A 12925-nucleotide genomic window follows, 5' to 3' on the forward strand; every position below is an offset into this window, starting at 1 on the left:
GTCACGCTTTCTTCGCATCGTGGTAGGAATTGCCCTCGGAGAGAACGCCGAGTTCGAAGCCGGAAACACCCTTACGGAAGGCTGCCGTCTTCGTGGTCTGGAACATGAAGACGAAGGGGCTGTTTTCCATGTGCTCGCGTTGCAGGGCTTCATAAAGCTCCACGCGCTTTGCAGGATCCTTCTCGTCACGCGCGGCTTCGGCCTTGGCAGCGAAGTCGTCGTTCTTGAAGCGCGAACGCCACAGGAAGGGCTTCGACTTGGCGTCGTCGCCATTGTCCTTGTTGATGTTGAAGACATCGGCGTTGGAATGCGGATCGAAATAATCCGTGCCCCATGCGGAAAGCGCCATCTGGTGCTCACGCGCGCGCATCTTGGTCAGAACCTGACGGTTTTCCGCCGACTGCAGGCGCACCTTGATGCCGATATCGGCAAGGTTTGCCTGAATGGCCTGCGCCAGATCGGGATAAGGCTGGGCGGAATAGTGATCCATGCTGATCTCGAAACCATCGGCAAGACCGGCTTCCGCCATCAGCGCCTTGGCCTTTTCGACGTCGCGCTGGTACGGAATGTCGTTGACGGCACCGGGGAAGCCCTTCGGCTCGAAGCTCTGGTGGATTTCGTGCGTCAGCGGCACGATGTTTTCCTGCATGCCCTTGTAGTCCAGCGCCCACTTGATGGCCTGCCAGACCTGCGGCTTGGCGAGGTTCTCATTGCCCTGGTTGAGCGAGATCAGCACCAGCGAGGCAATGGACTTGCGCTCCAGTTCGATATTCGCATCGTCCTTGACGGTGCGCAGCTGTTCCGACGTCAGGTCGCGGGCAATGTCGATATCGCCCTTCTGCAGCATCAGCAGCTGGGAAGACGGATCGGTGACGTGGCGCAGGATGATGCGCTTGATATTGCCCTTGTAAGGACCGTTCGGATTGACGGTGAGCGCAACGCTTTCGCTCGGCTTCCAGGCCTGTAGCACGAAGTCGCCGGAGCCGGCGCTGTTCTTCTGCAGCCAGCCATTGCCGAGGTCTTCGCCGGAAGCATTGGCGAGAACCGCCTTCTTTTCGACGATCGCGCCGATATTGGCGGAGAGGCAATAAAGCAGGAAGGAGATGGCGGTCGGCTTTGCCGTCGTCAGCTTCACCGTCTTGTCATCAGTGGCAACGATGGTTGTCTCGGCATTGTCGGGCGTGAAGCCGAACTGGCTGATGATGAAGGCCGGGCTCTTGTTCATCTTGATGGCGCGCTGCAACGAGAAGGCGACGTCTTCCGCCGCGACCTTGGCGCCGCTCGCGAAGGTCGCCTCGTCACCGATCGTGAAGGTGAAGACCTTGCTGTCCGCATCGGCTTCCCAGGATTTCGCGATGACCGGATCGACCTTGGTCGAATCCTCACGGTTGGCGCGCACCAGCTTCTGATACATGTTGGAGATGATTTCACCGCCGACGGCTTCGAAACCTTCATGCGGGTCAAGGCTCGTCATATTGTCCAGCTGCTGCGCAACAACCAGAATATCCTTCGGCGTCGCGGCAAAGGCCGGAATGCGCGCATAAGAAAGGAACGGAACGGCAGCACCGGCAATCAACAGGTTGCGTCTTGAAATCATCGAAAATCCCCTTTCGGACCTTATTTTTCGGAAAACGGTATGGGTTTGCCCCAATCCAGTCATTTTTTTTATGTTTTCCCGCGATTACCACGAGCAAACGAGGCCCGACCAATTCCAAATTTGGCAGAGCCTATGCACGGATTGCATTTGCTCCCGCCTTGACCTTTCCTCTACCAATTCAGAAAACTCGTCCGCACGCGCGTCCGCGCAATCCCATTTCCGAAGGTGAATGACCATGACCGATCAAAAAACCGTACCCGTCTTCGACGGCCACAACGACGTGCTGCTGCGGTTATGGCGATCGGGCAATGTTTCCCCCGAAACGCTTCTCATCGAAGGGGATACCATCGGCCACATCGACCTGCCCCGCGCCAAGAAAGGCGGGCTGGCCGGTGGCCTCTGCGCCGCCTATGTGCCTTCGCCCAGCATGGACAAGGACGCCAACGGCGACTACCCGACGCCGACCGAGGCGGATGCGCTGAAGGCAACGCTTGCCATGGCCGGCCTTTTGTTCCGGGCCGAAAAACAATCCGCAGGCGCGCTCAAGGTCTGCCGCACGGCCGCCGATATCCGCAACGCCATGGCAGAGGGCGCTTTCGCTTCCGTCTTCCATATCGAAGGTGCGGAGGCGATCGGCGCCGATCTGGATGCGCTCCACGTTCTCTACGAAGCGGGCCTGCGCACGCTCGGGCCGGTCTGGAGCCGCCCGAACATCTTCGCTTACGGCGTTCCCTTCCGTTTCCCCTCGACGCCGGATATCGGCCCGGGCCTCACGGATGCCGGCAAGCGGCTGATAAAGACCTGCAACGCGCTGAAGATCATGGTCGACCTGTCGCACATGAACGAGCAGGGTTTCTGGGACATTGCCGGGATTTCCGGCGCGCCGCTGGTGGCTTCGCATTCCAACGCCTATGCGCTGTGCAATCACAGCCGCAACCTGACGGACCGGCAGCTTGACGCCATCCGCGACACGGGCGGCCTCGCAGGCATCAATTTCGGCGTTCTGTTCCTGCGTCAGGACGGCGTGAAAAATCCGGACACCGATCTCAACGAACTCGTCCGCCACGTGGACTATATCGTCAACCGCATCGGCATCGATCACGTCGCGCTCGGTTCGGATTTCGACGGAACCACCATTCCCGCGGCCATGAAGGACGCAGCCGATCTGCAATTGCTGGTCGAAGCCCTGCGCAAGGGTGGTTATGACGACGAGGCGCTCGCCAAAATCTGCCACGGCAACTGGATCCGTGTGCTCGAAAAAACCTGGGGCGCGTGAGGCATATTGCAATTTATCTCCGGCGCAAAGCGCCGGAGATGTGAGCGGCAGGCCCTTAAGCCTTTGCCGCTTTTTTCTTGCCGGTCGCCCGGAAAGCCAGAAGCCCGGCGACGACACCAATCAGCGCCCATTTCATCGGCAGCACATCCGCCGTCTCGCTGCGGATCGGCAACACAGTCACGGTGCCCGGACGGGATTCATAACCCATCTGCCCTTTTGCCTTGGCCTCCGCGATCTGTTGCGGCGAAACGACCCATTCGGCGCCGCGCATCTTATCCACCGCCATGTATCCGCCGCCCGCCACAAGGGCGACGACGAGCGAAACTATTATTCTTGTGGGCTTGTTCATTGGCATCTCCTTCAATCGAAAGGAGCGTGTAGTCGCATCAAACGGCACCACCAAGCAACCGCAACGGTCAATTTGGCGTCATTCGGAACAATCCCACCAATCATGCATTCCATAGTTGTATTTTCAGCGCCCGACCGGTGAAATTCACGCATGATCGGACATAAACTTCACATCGACACTTCATGCTTTTCTGCTAATCACATTTCCTCAACCTAAACGAATTAGCGACACAATCCTGTGGTTCGCCAACAGGAACTGGCGCTGGGCAAAGTAAATGGCAGACAAGAGCGAAATTACACAAACCGATGTTACGGAATCTGCGGTTGAAAGCTTTTTTGCCAGAAACCGACCCTATCTGACGGCGATCGCCATCACGCTGGTCTTTGTGATGATGACTTTCGCCATCTATCACCTGACCTCCGAAGTCCGCTATGACGACGTCATCGATGCGCTGACACAGACCTCGGCCTCGGCGGTGCTGCTCGCCATCGTTTTCACCGCGCTCAGCTTTCTGGCGCTGATATTCTACGACGCCAATGCCATCGAATATATCGGCCGTAAGCTGCCCTTTCCGCCCATGGCGGCAACTGCGTTTGCGGCCTATGCCATTGGCAATACCGCCGGTTTCGGCCCCTTGAGCGGTGGCGCCATCCGCTTTCGTGCCTATTCCCGGCTGGGTCTGTCGCCCGGCGAAATCGCCCGCGTCATCGCCTTCGTCACGCTGTCCTTCGGGCTTGGGCTGCTTTCGGTCAGCGCCATCTCCACCTTCATCGTCGCACCGCGCATCGCCGCCATCATCGGCGTCGATGCCGTTATTCTCAGGGGTGCAGCGCTTGCCATAATCGCAATTCTCGTGGCGGCCGCCTATGTCGGGCGCAACGGGCGCGCCATCAGGCTCGGCGCATGGCGGCTTCGTCTCCCGGACAGCCGGACATCGTCGCGCCAGTTCCTGGTCTCCGCTTTCGATATCGCCGCCTCCGCCTCCGTGCTTTATGTCCTGCTGCCCGACACACATCTCGGCTGGCCGACATTTTTCGCCATCTACGCCACCGCCGTCGGCCTCGGCGTGCTCAGCCATGTGCCCGCCGGCCTTGGCGTCTTCGAAACCGTCATGGTTGCGGGGCTTGGCAACGCCATCAGCGTCGATCAGCTGCTCGGAAGCCTCGTTCTCTACCGCGTCATCTATCACGTGCTGCCGCTCGTGGTGGCCATTCTGGTCATGCTCGTCTCGGAAATGAAGCAGTTCGCGGCAAAGCCTGTTGTCTCCGATATTAGCCAGCTTGCCGTCAGGCTCGCACCGCCGCTGCTGTCGACCTTCGCGATGATCCTCGGCACCATGCTGATCTTCTCGAGTGTGACGCCGACACCGGACAGCAATCTGGATTTCCTCTCCAATTTCGTACCGCTTCCCATCGTCGAGGCGGCGCATTTTCTCACGAGCATTCTCGGCCTCGTGCTTGTCGTCGCCTCGCGGGGCCTCGGGCAGCGGCTGGACGGCGCCTGGTGGATTGCGCTGGTCGCCGCCTCGTTGGCGCTGGTCCTCTCGCTCCTCAAGGCCATCGCCGTGTTCGAAGCCGCCATCCTCGGCGTCTTCATCGCGGCCCTCTCCGTCAATATGCGCAGCTTTAACCGCCATGCCTCGTTGGTTAAGCAGGCGCTGGGCCCAAGCTGGCTCGCCGCCATGGCCGTCATCATTGCGGGCGCGGCGACAATCCTGCTCTTCGTTTATCGCGATACGGATTACAGCCAGACATTATGGTGGCAGTTCGAATTCTCCGAGGAAGCGCCGCGCGGATTGCGCGCCCTTCTCGGCCTCGTGCTTGCCTCCTCCACCATCGCCATCTTCAGCCTGATGCGGCCGGTGGCCTTCAGGCCGGACGCCATCAAGGCCGACGACGTCACGAGTGCGACCGGCATCGTCATGAAACAGGATGCGGCCGACGCCAATCTGGTGCGCATGGGCGACAAACACGTGATGTTCTCCGAAAGCGGCAACGCCTTCATCATGTATGGCATTCAGGGCCGCTCATGGATCGCGTTTGCCGATCCGGTCGGCGATGAGGATGATTTCCCGGATCTGGTCTGGCAATTCGTGGAGGCCGCGCGTGGCGCCGGCGCGCGCGCCGCCTTCTACCAGATTTCGCCTTTCCTCCTCTCCCATTGCGCCGATGCGGGCCTGCGCGCCTTCAAGCTCGGCGAACTGGCATTGGTCGATCTCACCGCATTCGAACTGAAGGGCGGCAAGCTTGCCAATCTTCGCCAGTCGCTGAGCCGGGGCGCGCGCGACGGACTGACCTTCGAGGTGGTCGAACAGGCGCAGGTGGCGGAGATTCTGGATGAACTGAAACAGGTCTCCGATGGCTGGCTCGCCCACCACAATACCCGGGAAAAGCGCTTCTCTCTTGGCGCTTTCGAGCCGGATTACATCCTGTCGCAACCTGTCGCCGTGCTGCGCAAGGATGGAAAGATCACCGCCTTCGCCAATCTGATGGTGACGGACACAAAAAAGGAAGCCACCGTCGACCTCATGCGTTTTTCGCCGGATGCGCCGCGCGGCTCGATGGATTTTCTCTTCGTCAGCATCATGCAATATCTGCGCGAGGCGGGCTATGAGAGCTTCAATCTTGGCATGGCCCCCATGTCCGGCATGTCGAAACGCGACGCCGCCCCCGTCTGGGACCGCATCGGCAGCACGCTGTTCGAACACGGCGAACGGTTCTACAACTTCAAGGGACTTCGCGCCTTCAAGGCGAAGTTCCACCCGAAATGGGAACCGCGTTACCTTGCCGTGCAGAACGGCGCAGACGCCGCTCTGGCGCTGATGGACGCGACGGTTCTCATCAGCGGCGGCGTCAGAGGAGTGATCGGAAAATGAGAAAACCCAGCATGCTGAAAGCGGTTCTTGCCGCCTCCGCCCTGTTCGCCTCCCCCTTGTTTGTTTCTGGCGCCGTTTTTGCGCAGGACAAGCCCGCTTACGAGACCGGCATGATCCCTTCCGAGCATATCATGGTGCCGGATGGCGAAATTCTCGCCAGCGTCTTCCTGATTTCTGATGCGGACGGATGGACGGCTGCCGATGAGACCCGCGCCAAGGCGCTGGTGGAAAAGGGCGCAGCCGTGGTCGGTATCGATTTCAAGGAATATCTGAAGGCGCTCGAGGCCGATGATGACGAGTGCATCTATATGATCTCGGACATCGAGTCGCTCTCGCAGCAGATCCAGCGCACCGCCGGCACGAGCAGCTATCGCCAGCCCATCCTCACCGGCATCGGCAAGGGCGGAACGCTGGCGCTGGCGATGATTGCGCAGAGCCCCGTCTCCACCGTCCGGGAAGCCATCGCCGTCGACCCCAAGGCCGGCCTGCCGCTTGAGAAAATCCTCTGCACCCCCGCCACCAAGGACAAGGCGGATGGCGAAATGGTCTATGGCCTGACCGACGGGCCGCTGCCCGCCCCCGTCAGCGTGTTGTTCACGCCTGCCGCGGATCAGAAGGGCCGCGACCACGTCAACGCGCTCGTCAAGCTGCATCCCGATATCGACGTGACGGATGTGGATGACAAGGCGGACGAGGTTTTGACCCAGACCCTGTCCGACCAGATCGACGCCGCAGGCGACACCGACAGCCCGCTCGGCCTGCCGATCAAGGTTCTGGAAACCAGCCCGGTGATGGACACCATGGCGGTGATCTATTCCGGCGACGGCGGCTGGCGCGATCTCGACGAGGAAGTGGGCGGCGCCTTCCAGAAGGAAGGCATACCCGTCATCGGCGTCGATTCGCTCCGCTATTTCTGGAAGGAAAAGAAACCGCAGGAGGTCGCCACAGATCTCGGCCGCATCATCGACACCTATCGCAAGGAATGGAAAGTCCGCAATGTGGTGTTGATCGGCTATTCCTTCGGTGCCGATATTCTTCCCGCCACCTATAATCTGCTGCCGGACCGCGACAAGTCGCATGTCGTGCAACTGACCCTGATGGGACTTTCGACCGAAGTGGATTTCGAGATTTCCGTCGAAGGCTGGCTTGGCGTTGCCGGTGAAGGCAAGGGCGGCAAGACGGTGGATGACATCGCCAAGATTGATCCGAAGCTGGTGCAATGCATCTATGGCACGGAAGAAGAAGATGAAGACCCCTGCCCCGGCCTGAAAGCCAAGGGCGTGGAAGCAGTCGGCATCGAGGGCGGTCACCATTTTGACGAGGACTATGAGGGACTGGCCAAGCGTATCGTGACGTCGCTGAAGACCCGGCTTCCGAAATAACCTGCATCCCCATCGGCCGAAATCCCGCGTCTAGGATGATCTTCGGCGGCGAATGCATCGCCGATGCTTCTTCGCGTCGCGGCCGTGCTTGCGGAATCGCTTAAACTATTATTCAAAAGAAACCGGCCTGCAGTGGATGTTCATCACATTTCCGCAACCGTGCTGCTGTTGATCGCCAACCATGGATTTTATATTTCCGGACGGGTTCAGGGAGCCGCCGCATGCCCGCTTCAAAGCGAAAGACGAAAACACCAGTCCTCGTGGAACGCATCGATCATTTCGTCGGCCAGGTCAAAGAGGCGATGAAGAGCGATGACACGCTCCGCAACAGAAAAATCCGCGATCTGTGGGATGCCGAGGTCCGCTACCATTTCGACAATGGCCGCACCGAAAAGACGCTCGAACTCTACATCATGAAATATCGCAATGCGCTGAAGGCCGAGTTCGGCGCAAAGAGCACACCGCTTGCCATCTGCAACATGAAAAAGCTGCGCGAGCGGCTGAACACCTATATTGCGCGCGCCGACTATACGAAAACCGGCGTGGCGACCTCCATCGTCGAAAAAATCGAGCGGGCGGAGTTCAATACCGCCGGTCGCAAGCCGACCGTTCTGCTGCGCATCGCGGATTTCATTTCGGCGATGAACGGCATGGGAACAAAAGAAGAGATGCAGTCCCTGTGGAATGCTGAAATCAGCACCATGAAGGGCAGAGCCCAGACAACGATCATCTCCTACATCACCAAATATCGCAACGCCATCCGCGAGGCCTTCGGCGACGACCACCCGATGCTGAAGATCGCCACCGGCGATGCCGCGATGTATGACGATGCACGCCGGGTGAAGATGGAGAAGATCGCCAGAAAGCACGGCGCGCTGATCACCTTCGAGAATTATCGGCAGGTTCTGAAGATTTGCGCCGATAAGCTCCTGTCCGCCGATCCCGTGATGATCGGCATCGGCCTGATCGGCATGACGGGACGCCGCCCCTACGAGGTCTTCACCCAGGCCGAATTTTCACCTGCCCCCTATGGCAAGGGCGTCTCCAAATGGAGCCTCCTGTTCAACGGCCAGGCCAAGACGAAACAGGGCGAAGGAACGAAATTCGGGATTACCTATGAAATCCCGGTGCTTGCCCGCTCGGAAACGATTCTGGCCGCCTATAGGCGCCTGCGCGAAAGCGGGCAGGGAAAATTGTGGCATGGCATGTCGATCGACGATTTTTCGTCGGAAACCCGCCTGCTGCTCCGGGACACGGTTTTTAACCTGTTCGAGGATCTCTGGCCGAAGGAAGAGCTGCCAAAGCCCTATGGCCTCCGGCACCTCTATGCCGAGGTAGCCTTTCACAATTTCGCGCCGCCGCATGTGACCAAGAACAGCTACTTCGCCGCCATTCTCGGACATAACAACAACGACCTCGAAACGTCGCTGTCCTATATGACCTATACACTGCCGGAAGATCGCGACGATGCGCTGGCGCGGGCCAAACGCATCAACGAACGGACGTTGCAGCAGATGGCGACAATAGCGCCGGTGTCCCGCAAGGCATGATGCGTTAACGTCATTTTCCGGGCGTAAAACCGCTCGGCAGCTTTGCCGGAAATGCTCCGGCCGCGGATTTGGGTTCTCCGCGGCCAGCCGTTTCATTCATCAAACCCGCGCGTCACCGGAGGTGCGGTAAAGCAGGGTCAATACCGTCAGCATCAGCCCCACAAGTGCGACCGAGCCGAAAATGTAGAAATTCCATTCGGGCGCCAGACCCCGCTGCAGCACGAGGCCGCCGATCATCGGACCGGCAATGCCGCCGAGCCGCCCGACCGCCAGCGAAAAACCGAGACCCGTGCCGCGAATATGAACGGGGTAGAGCCGTCCCACCAGAACATTGGCGAGAATCTGGGTGCCGATGGTGCCCGCACCCGCAAGAGCGACGAAGGCATAAAGAAGCGGACCCTTGTTCACCGTCAGGGCGAAGATCGAGGCGGCGCCGATGGCAAACAGGATCGCCACGACCACCTTGACATTGCCCTTATCCGCAAACCGACCGCCGATGAGGATGCCGATCGCGGCCCCGACATTGAGCATGACGGAAAAGCTGAGCGCCGAGCTGATATCATAACCCATCTTGTTCATGATGGTGGGCAGCCAGTTGACCATGCCGAAGGTGAGAAGCAGCGAGCAGAAGTGGATGCCCCAGGCATTCAGCGTCGAGAGCAACCGACCTTCCGAGAACAGCGCGCCGACACCACCCTTTTGAATTTTCGCATGCGGCACGATGCGTTGCAGACCGTAGCTGTCGCAAATGCCGTCGGCCTCCGCCTGCCGGCCCTTGCTTGCCAGCCATTCGGGCGATTCCGGCAGGAAACGCATGAAGATCGGCAGAAGAATAAGCGGCAGGCCGCCGATCAGCATCAAGGGCCGCCAGCCATAGGTCTCCAGAAGGAGAATGCCCATGACGCCGGAAATGATGCCGCCGACAAGATAACCGAGGAAAGACAGGGAATTGGCCTGCGCCCTGCGATGCGGCGGCGAAAATTCCAGCACCAGCGCGGTGACTGTCGGCAACAGCGCGCCAAGCCCGAGACCGGCGAAGAAGCGCGTGATTTCGAAGGCGAGAAAATTCGGCGTCATGGCCGAGGCGATCATCATCGCCGAAAAGCCGGCGAGGCTGAGAAGAACCACTTTGCGGCGACCGATGCGGTCGGCCATGGTGCCGGCAAAAAGCGCGCCCAGCAGCATGCCTACCAGCGTCAGCGCGGCGGCGCGCCCGACCATGGCCGGATTGAGCGCCCATGCTCCTTCTTTCAAGAGTGCCGGTGCGACGGCGCCGTAAACGACGAGATCGTAACCGTCAAACATGATCATCAGGCCGCATGTCGCGATAACGCCGGCCGGGTTCTTCGTCCGCGCTGACGCGGCGCTCAGATAATTCGTGGACATGTTCCTCCCTTTCACGCATGAACGCGCCATCCGGTATGGATAAGCGTCTCCCGTTCCTGCGATATCCTCCGTGAGTGCCCGGCGTGCTCCACACTGATATGTGCCCTGCTCCTGTCAAGCACATATCGCCAGCATCCCGCCTTCGATTAAATGTTGCATCTGCAAAAATTGCAAATGAAATATTTACAAATGCCAGGCGCACCGCGCCGACGAAATTCAGCCAGGCTCCAGCCCGGAAATCGTCGACAACGTCGGCGTCCAGCTCAAAATATGAATGCGGTTATAAACACCGTGAATGACGAATGGATCGGCATCGCTGAAGGCGATGACGTCTTCGATCGAGCGCGCCTGCGCAATAATGAGGGCGGCGGATGGGCCGTCGGCAACCGCGCTCATCGGGCCGGAGACAAGAATCTTGAACCCTTCCGCCATCGCCTCGCCATTGCGCAGATGGGCCTTGTGAGCCTCTATCTGCGCCGCCCGTTGTGCGGCCGCAGCGGGATCGCTTTCGGCGAAACGCACGTAAAGCCGTGTTCGGTCGCTGCCGCCGCTCATCGGGCGAGCACGAAATCGTGGTTCACCGACCAGAACCAGTCGCCGATGAAACCCAGGTCCCGCGCCTTCTGCGCATCATCCACCCGCTGGAAATCGGCGAGCAGACTTTCTTTTACGCCGAAGACCGCATCCGAACGGATATAGGGATCGTCGGGATCGAAGATATGGGTGACGAGCGTGGCGAAGCCTTCGGCCGAAACGATATAGTGCAGATGCGCTGGCCGGTAGGGATGCCGCCCCATGGCGCGCAGCAGCTGCCCGACCGGACCGTCATCCGGGATCGGATAATATTTCGGCTTGGCGGCCCGGAACCAGTAGCGCCCGTCCTCGCCGGTGATGAAGACGCCGCGCAGGTTGAAATCGGGCTGGATGCCCTTCTGCTGCACGTCATAAAAACCTTCGTCATTGGCCTGCCAGACATCGATGCGCGCGCCGGCGACCGGCGCTCCCTCGGTATCGAGGATGCGTCCGGTGACCACCATATCCTCGCCCTTGCCATCGAGACAGATATTCGCACCCATCGGCATTTCCGGCGCATCCGCGACATGGAAGGGGCCGAGAACGGTCGATTCCGACGCGCCGCTTGGCTTGCGATGGTTGATGGCGTCGACCAGCATGGAGACGCCGAGAATATCGGAAAACAGGATCCATTCCTGCCGCCATTCATTGCAGATCTGGCCGACCTCGGTGAGGAAATGAATGGCCTTCATCCACTCCTCCTCGGTCGGTTCGATTTCCTTCACCGCCTCATGCAGCTTGCGCGTCACCACCGCCATGATTTCCTTCAGACGCGGATCGTCACAGTCGCGCATACGCGCGATCACGGTTTCAGCCGAACGTTCCTCGACGAAGTAGCCGTCATCATTGCTCATCTTCATATCCATCGTCTCCTCCCATCACTCCGGCCGCGCGCCCTCGAAGGCGCGTTGCAAAAGGTCGCGGATCGCAGTTTTTTCGATTGGCCGCGGGCACCAGTAAGGATTGGCCGTTGCAAGCTCCGCCATGCGGTCGAGATCGTCCGACCGGACCCCGAGAGCGGCAAGGCTCGAGGGCGCGCCAAGCCGGGCGGCAAAATCATAGAGCCCCGTCCCTGCCCTGCCGCCCACTAGAGAAGCAAGCGGCGCAAGCAGATCCGGTACCGCCTGTTCCACATAGGCGATGGTATGCGGCAGAAGCACCGCATGGGTTTCCGCGTGCGGCAGATCGAGACTGCCGCCCAGCGTGTGGCAAAGCTTGTGATGCAGCGACATGCCGACGGCGCCAAGCACCGTGCCGCACAGCCACGCACCATAAAGCGCGGTCTCGCGCGCCTTGACATCCTGCGGCCCAGCCTTCACGCCGGGAAGCGCCTCGATCATCGCCCGCAATCCCTCAACCGCCATCAGGCTGGCGATGGGATTGCGGTCCTGCGCGTAAAGCGCCTCCGCCGCGTGCGCCATGGCGTTCAGCCCGCTCGTCATGCTGATGGCGACCGGCAATCCAAGCGTCAGTTCCGCATCGTAAATCACCACTTCCGGCAGGATTTCCGGCCCGCGTATGGTGGTCTTCACCCCGTTTTCCGTCTGGCCGAGAATGGGCGTCACCTCGGAGCCGGCATAGGTGGTCGGGATGACGATCTGCGCCGCATCGGTGCGCAGCGCAATGGCCTTGCCGAGACCGGTGGTGGAGCCGCCGCCGAGCGCGACAACGCAATCCGATCCGGTGGCACGATAGGCTTCGACCGCGTTTTTCGTCACCTCGACCGGCGTATGCATGGCCGCATCGGAGAAGACACCCACGGCAAGCCGGCCAAGCCGGGCGGCAAGCGCCTCCGCGTCGCCCTTCTGCTGCGGCGTGGAAAGCACCAGCGCCTGCGACAGGCCAAGGCGGCGGATTTCCTCCGCCACGCGCTCCGAGCTGCCCGCGCCGAAGACGATGCGCGCGGGAGCGGCCATATAGACGAACGGATGCATGGT

The 12925-nt window shown here is 60.2% G+C and carries 10 protein-coding genes; 4 read left to right on the forward strand and 6 right to left on the reverse strand.

The features are described from left to right. Nucleotide 1: 1 nt before the first annotated feature. Nucleotides 2-1597: an ABC transporter substrate-binding protein gene (locus RAC79_RS14395; RefSeq protein WP_174039631.1), complete on the reverse strand. Its 1596-nt coding sequence runs from the start codon at nt 1595-1597 to the stop codon at nt 2-4. A gap of 235 nt (nt 1598-1832) precedes the next feature. Between RAC79_RS14395 and RAC79_RS14400 the strand changes: the two genes are divergently transcribed. Then, on the forward strand, nt 1833-2873 hold the full coding sequence (locus tag RAC79_RS14400) for a dipeptidase (RefSeq protein WP_174039632.1): 1041 nt from the start codon (nt 1833-1835) through the stop codon (nt 2871-2873). Nucleotides 2874-2928: 55 nt separating this feature from the next. Here RAC79_RS14400 and RAC79_RS14405 read toward each other — a convergent pair whose 3' ends face one another. Next, entirely contained in the window at nt 2929-3222 is a 294-nt protein-coding gene (locus RAC79_RS14405; RefSeq protein WP_174039633.1) for a hypothetical protein, read from the reverse strand. A gap of 274 nt (nt 3223-3496) precedes the next feature. On the opposite strand from RAC79_RS14405, the gene mprF reads away from it, so the two are divergent. The 3 genes from mprF (at nt 3497) to RAC79_RS14420 (ending at nt 9029) form a co-directional block, all read left to right on the forward strand. Beyond that, nucleotides 3497-6097 (forward strand): bifunctional lysylphosphatidylglycerol flippase/synthetase MprF, encoded by a 2601-nt coding sequence (gene mprF / locus RAC79_RS14410; RefSeq protein ID WP_174039634.1) that lies wholly within the window; start codon nt 3497-3499, stop codon nt 6095-6097. Then, entirely contained in the window at nt 6094-7479 is a 1386-nt protein-coding gene (locus RAC79_RS14415; protein WP_174039635.1) for a virulence factor family protein, read from the forward strand. The genes mprF and RAC79_RS14415 overlap by 4 nt, the downstream gene beginning before the upstream one ends. A 221-nt stretch (nt 7480-7700) precedes the next feature. Continuing rightward, nucleotides 7701-9029 carry a telomere resolvase gene (locus tag RAC79_RS14420; RefSeq protein ID WP_174039636.1) on the forward strand — a complete coding sequence of 443 codons (1329 nt, stop codon included), beginning with the start codon at nt 7701-7703 and terminating at the stop codon, nt 9027-9029. A 99-nt stretch (nt 9030-9128) separates the two neighbouring features. Here the strand turns inward: RAC79_RS14420 and RAC79_RS14425 are convergent, their stop codons facing one another. The 4 genes from RAC79_RS14425 to graC form a co-directional block, all read right to left on the reverse strand. Then, nucleotides 9129-10415: an aromatic acid/H+ symport family MFS transporter gene (locus RAC79_RS14425; RefSeq protein ID WP_161987859.1), complete on the reverse strand. Its 1287-nt coding sequence runs from the start codon at nt 10413-10415 to the stop codon at nt 9129-9131. Between the two features lie 216 nt (nt 10416-10631). Further along, a complete protein-coding gene (locus tag RAC79_RS14430; RefSeq protein WP_065656212.1) occupies nt 10632-10970 on the reverse strand; it encodes a YciI family protein in 339 nt (112 codons plus the stop codon). Then, nucleotides 10967-11854 (reverse strand): hydroxyquinol 1,2-dioxygenase, encoded by an 888-nt coding sequence (gene graB / locus RAC79_RS14435; protein ID WP_174039637.1) that lies wholly within the window; start codon nt 11852-11854, stop codon nt 10967-10969. The genes RAC79_RS14430 and graB overlap by 4 nt, the downstream gene beginning before the upstream one ends. A gap of 12 nt (nt 11855-11866) precedes the next feature. Further along, nucleotides 11867-12922: a maleylacetate reductase gene (gene graC / locus RAC79_RS14440; RefSeq protein WP_174039638.1), complete on the reverse strand. Its 1056-nt coding sequence runs from the start codon at nt 12920-12922 to the stop codon at nt 11867-11869. Nucleotides 12923-12925: the final 3 nt, after the last annotated feature.

Origin of the sequence: Agrobacterium sp. LR_9 (assembly GCF_041954855.1) — a bacterium.
Taxonomy (GTDB): domain Bacteria; phylum Pseudomonadota; class Alphaproteobacteria; order Rhizobiales; family Rhizobiaceae; genus Agrobacterium; species Agrobacterium leguminum.

What these genes read in the sequence shown, in the direction of transcription:
- RAC79_RS14395 (WP_174039631.1), bottom strand. Translation starts at nt 1,597, where the DNA reads ATGATTTCAAGACGCAACCTGTTGATTGCCGGTGCTGCCGTTCCGTTC.
- RAC79_RS14400 (WP_174039632.1), top strand. Translation starts at nt 1,833, where the DNA reads ATGACCGATCAAAAAACCGTACCCGTCTTCGACGGCCACAACGACGTG.
- RAC79_RS14405 (WP_174039633.1), bottom strand. Translation starts at nt 3,222, where the DNA reads ATGAACAAGCCCACAAGAATAATAGTTTCGCTCGTCGTCGCCCTTGTG.
- mprF (WP_174039634.1), top strand. Translation starts at nt 3,497, where the DNA reads ATGGCAGACAAGAGCGAAATTACACAAACCGATGTTACGGAATCTGCG.
- RAC79_RS14415 (WP_174039635.1), top strand. Translation starts at nt 6,094, where the DNA reads ATGAGAAAACCCAGCATGCTGAAAGCGGTTCTTGCCGCCTCCGCCCTG.
- RAC79_RS14420 (WP_174039636.1), top strand. Translation starts at nt 7,701, where the DNA reads ATGCCCGCTTCAAAGCGAAAGACGAAAACACCAGTCCTCGTGGAACGC.
- RAC79_RS14425 (WP_161987859.1), bottom strand. Translation starts at nt 10,415, where the DNA reads ATGTCCACGAATTATCTGAGCGCCGCGTCAGCGCGGACGAAGAACCCG.
- RAC79_RS14430 (WP_065656212.1), bottom strand. Translation starts at nt 10,970, where the DNA reads ATGAGCGGCGGCAGCGACCGAACACGGCTTTACGTGCGTTTCGCCGAA.
- graB (WP_174039637.1), bottom strand. Translation starts at nt 11,854, where the DNA reads ATGGATATGAAGATGAGCAATGATGACGGCTACTTCGTCGAGGAACGT.
- graC (WP_174039638.1), bottom strand. Translation starts at nt 12,922, where the DNA reads ATGCATCCGTTCGTCTATATGGCCGCTCCCGCGCGCATCGTCTTCGGC.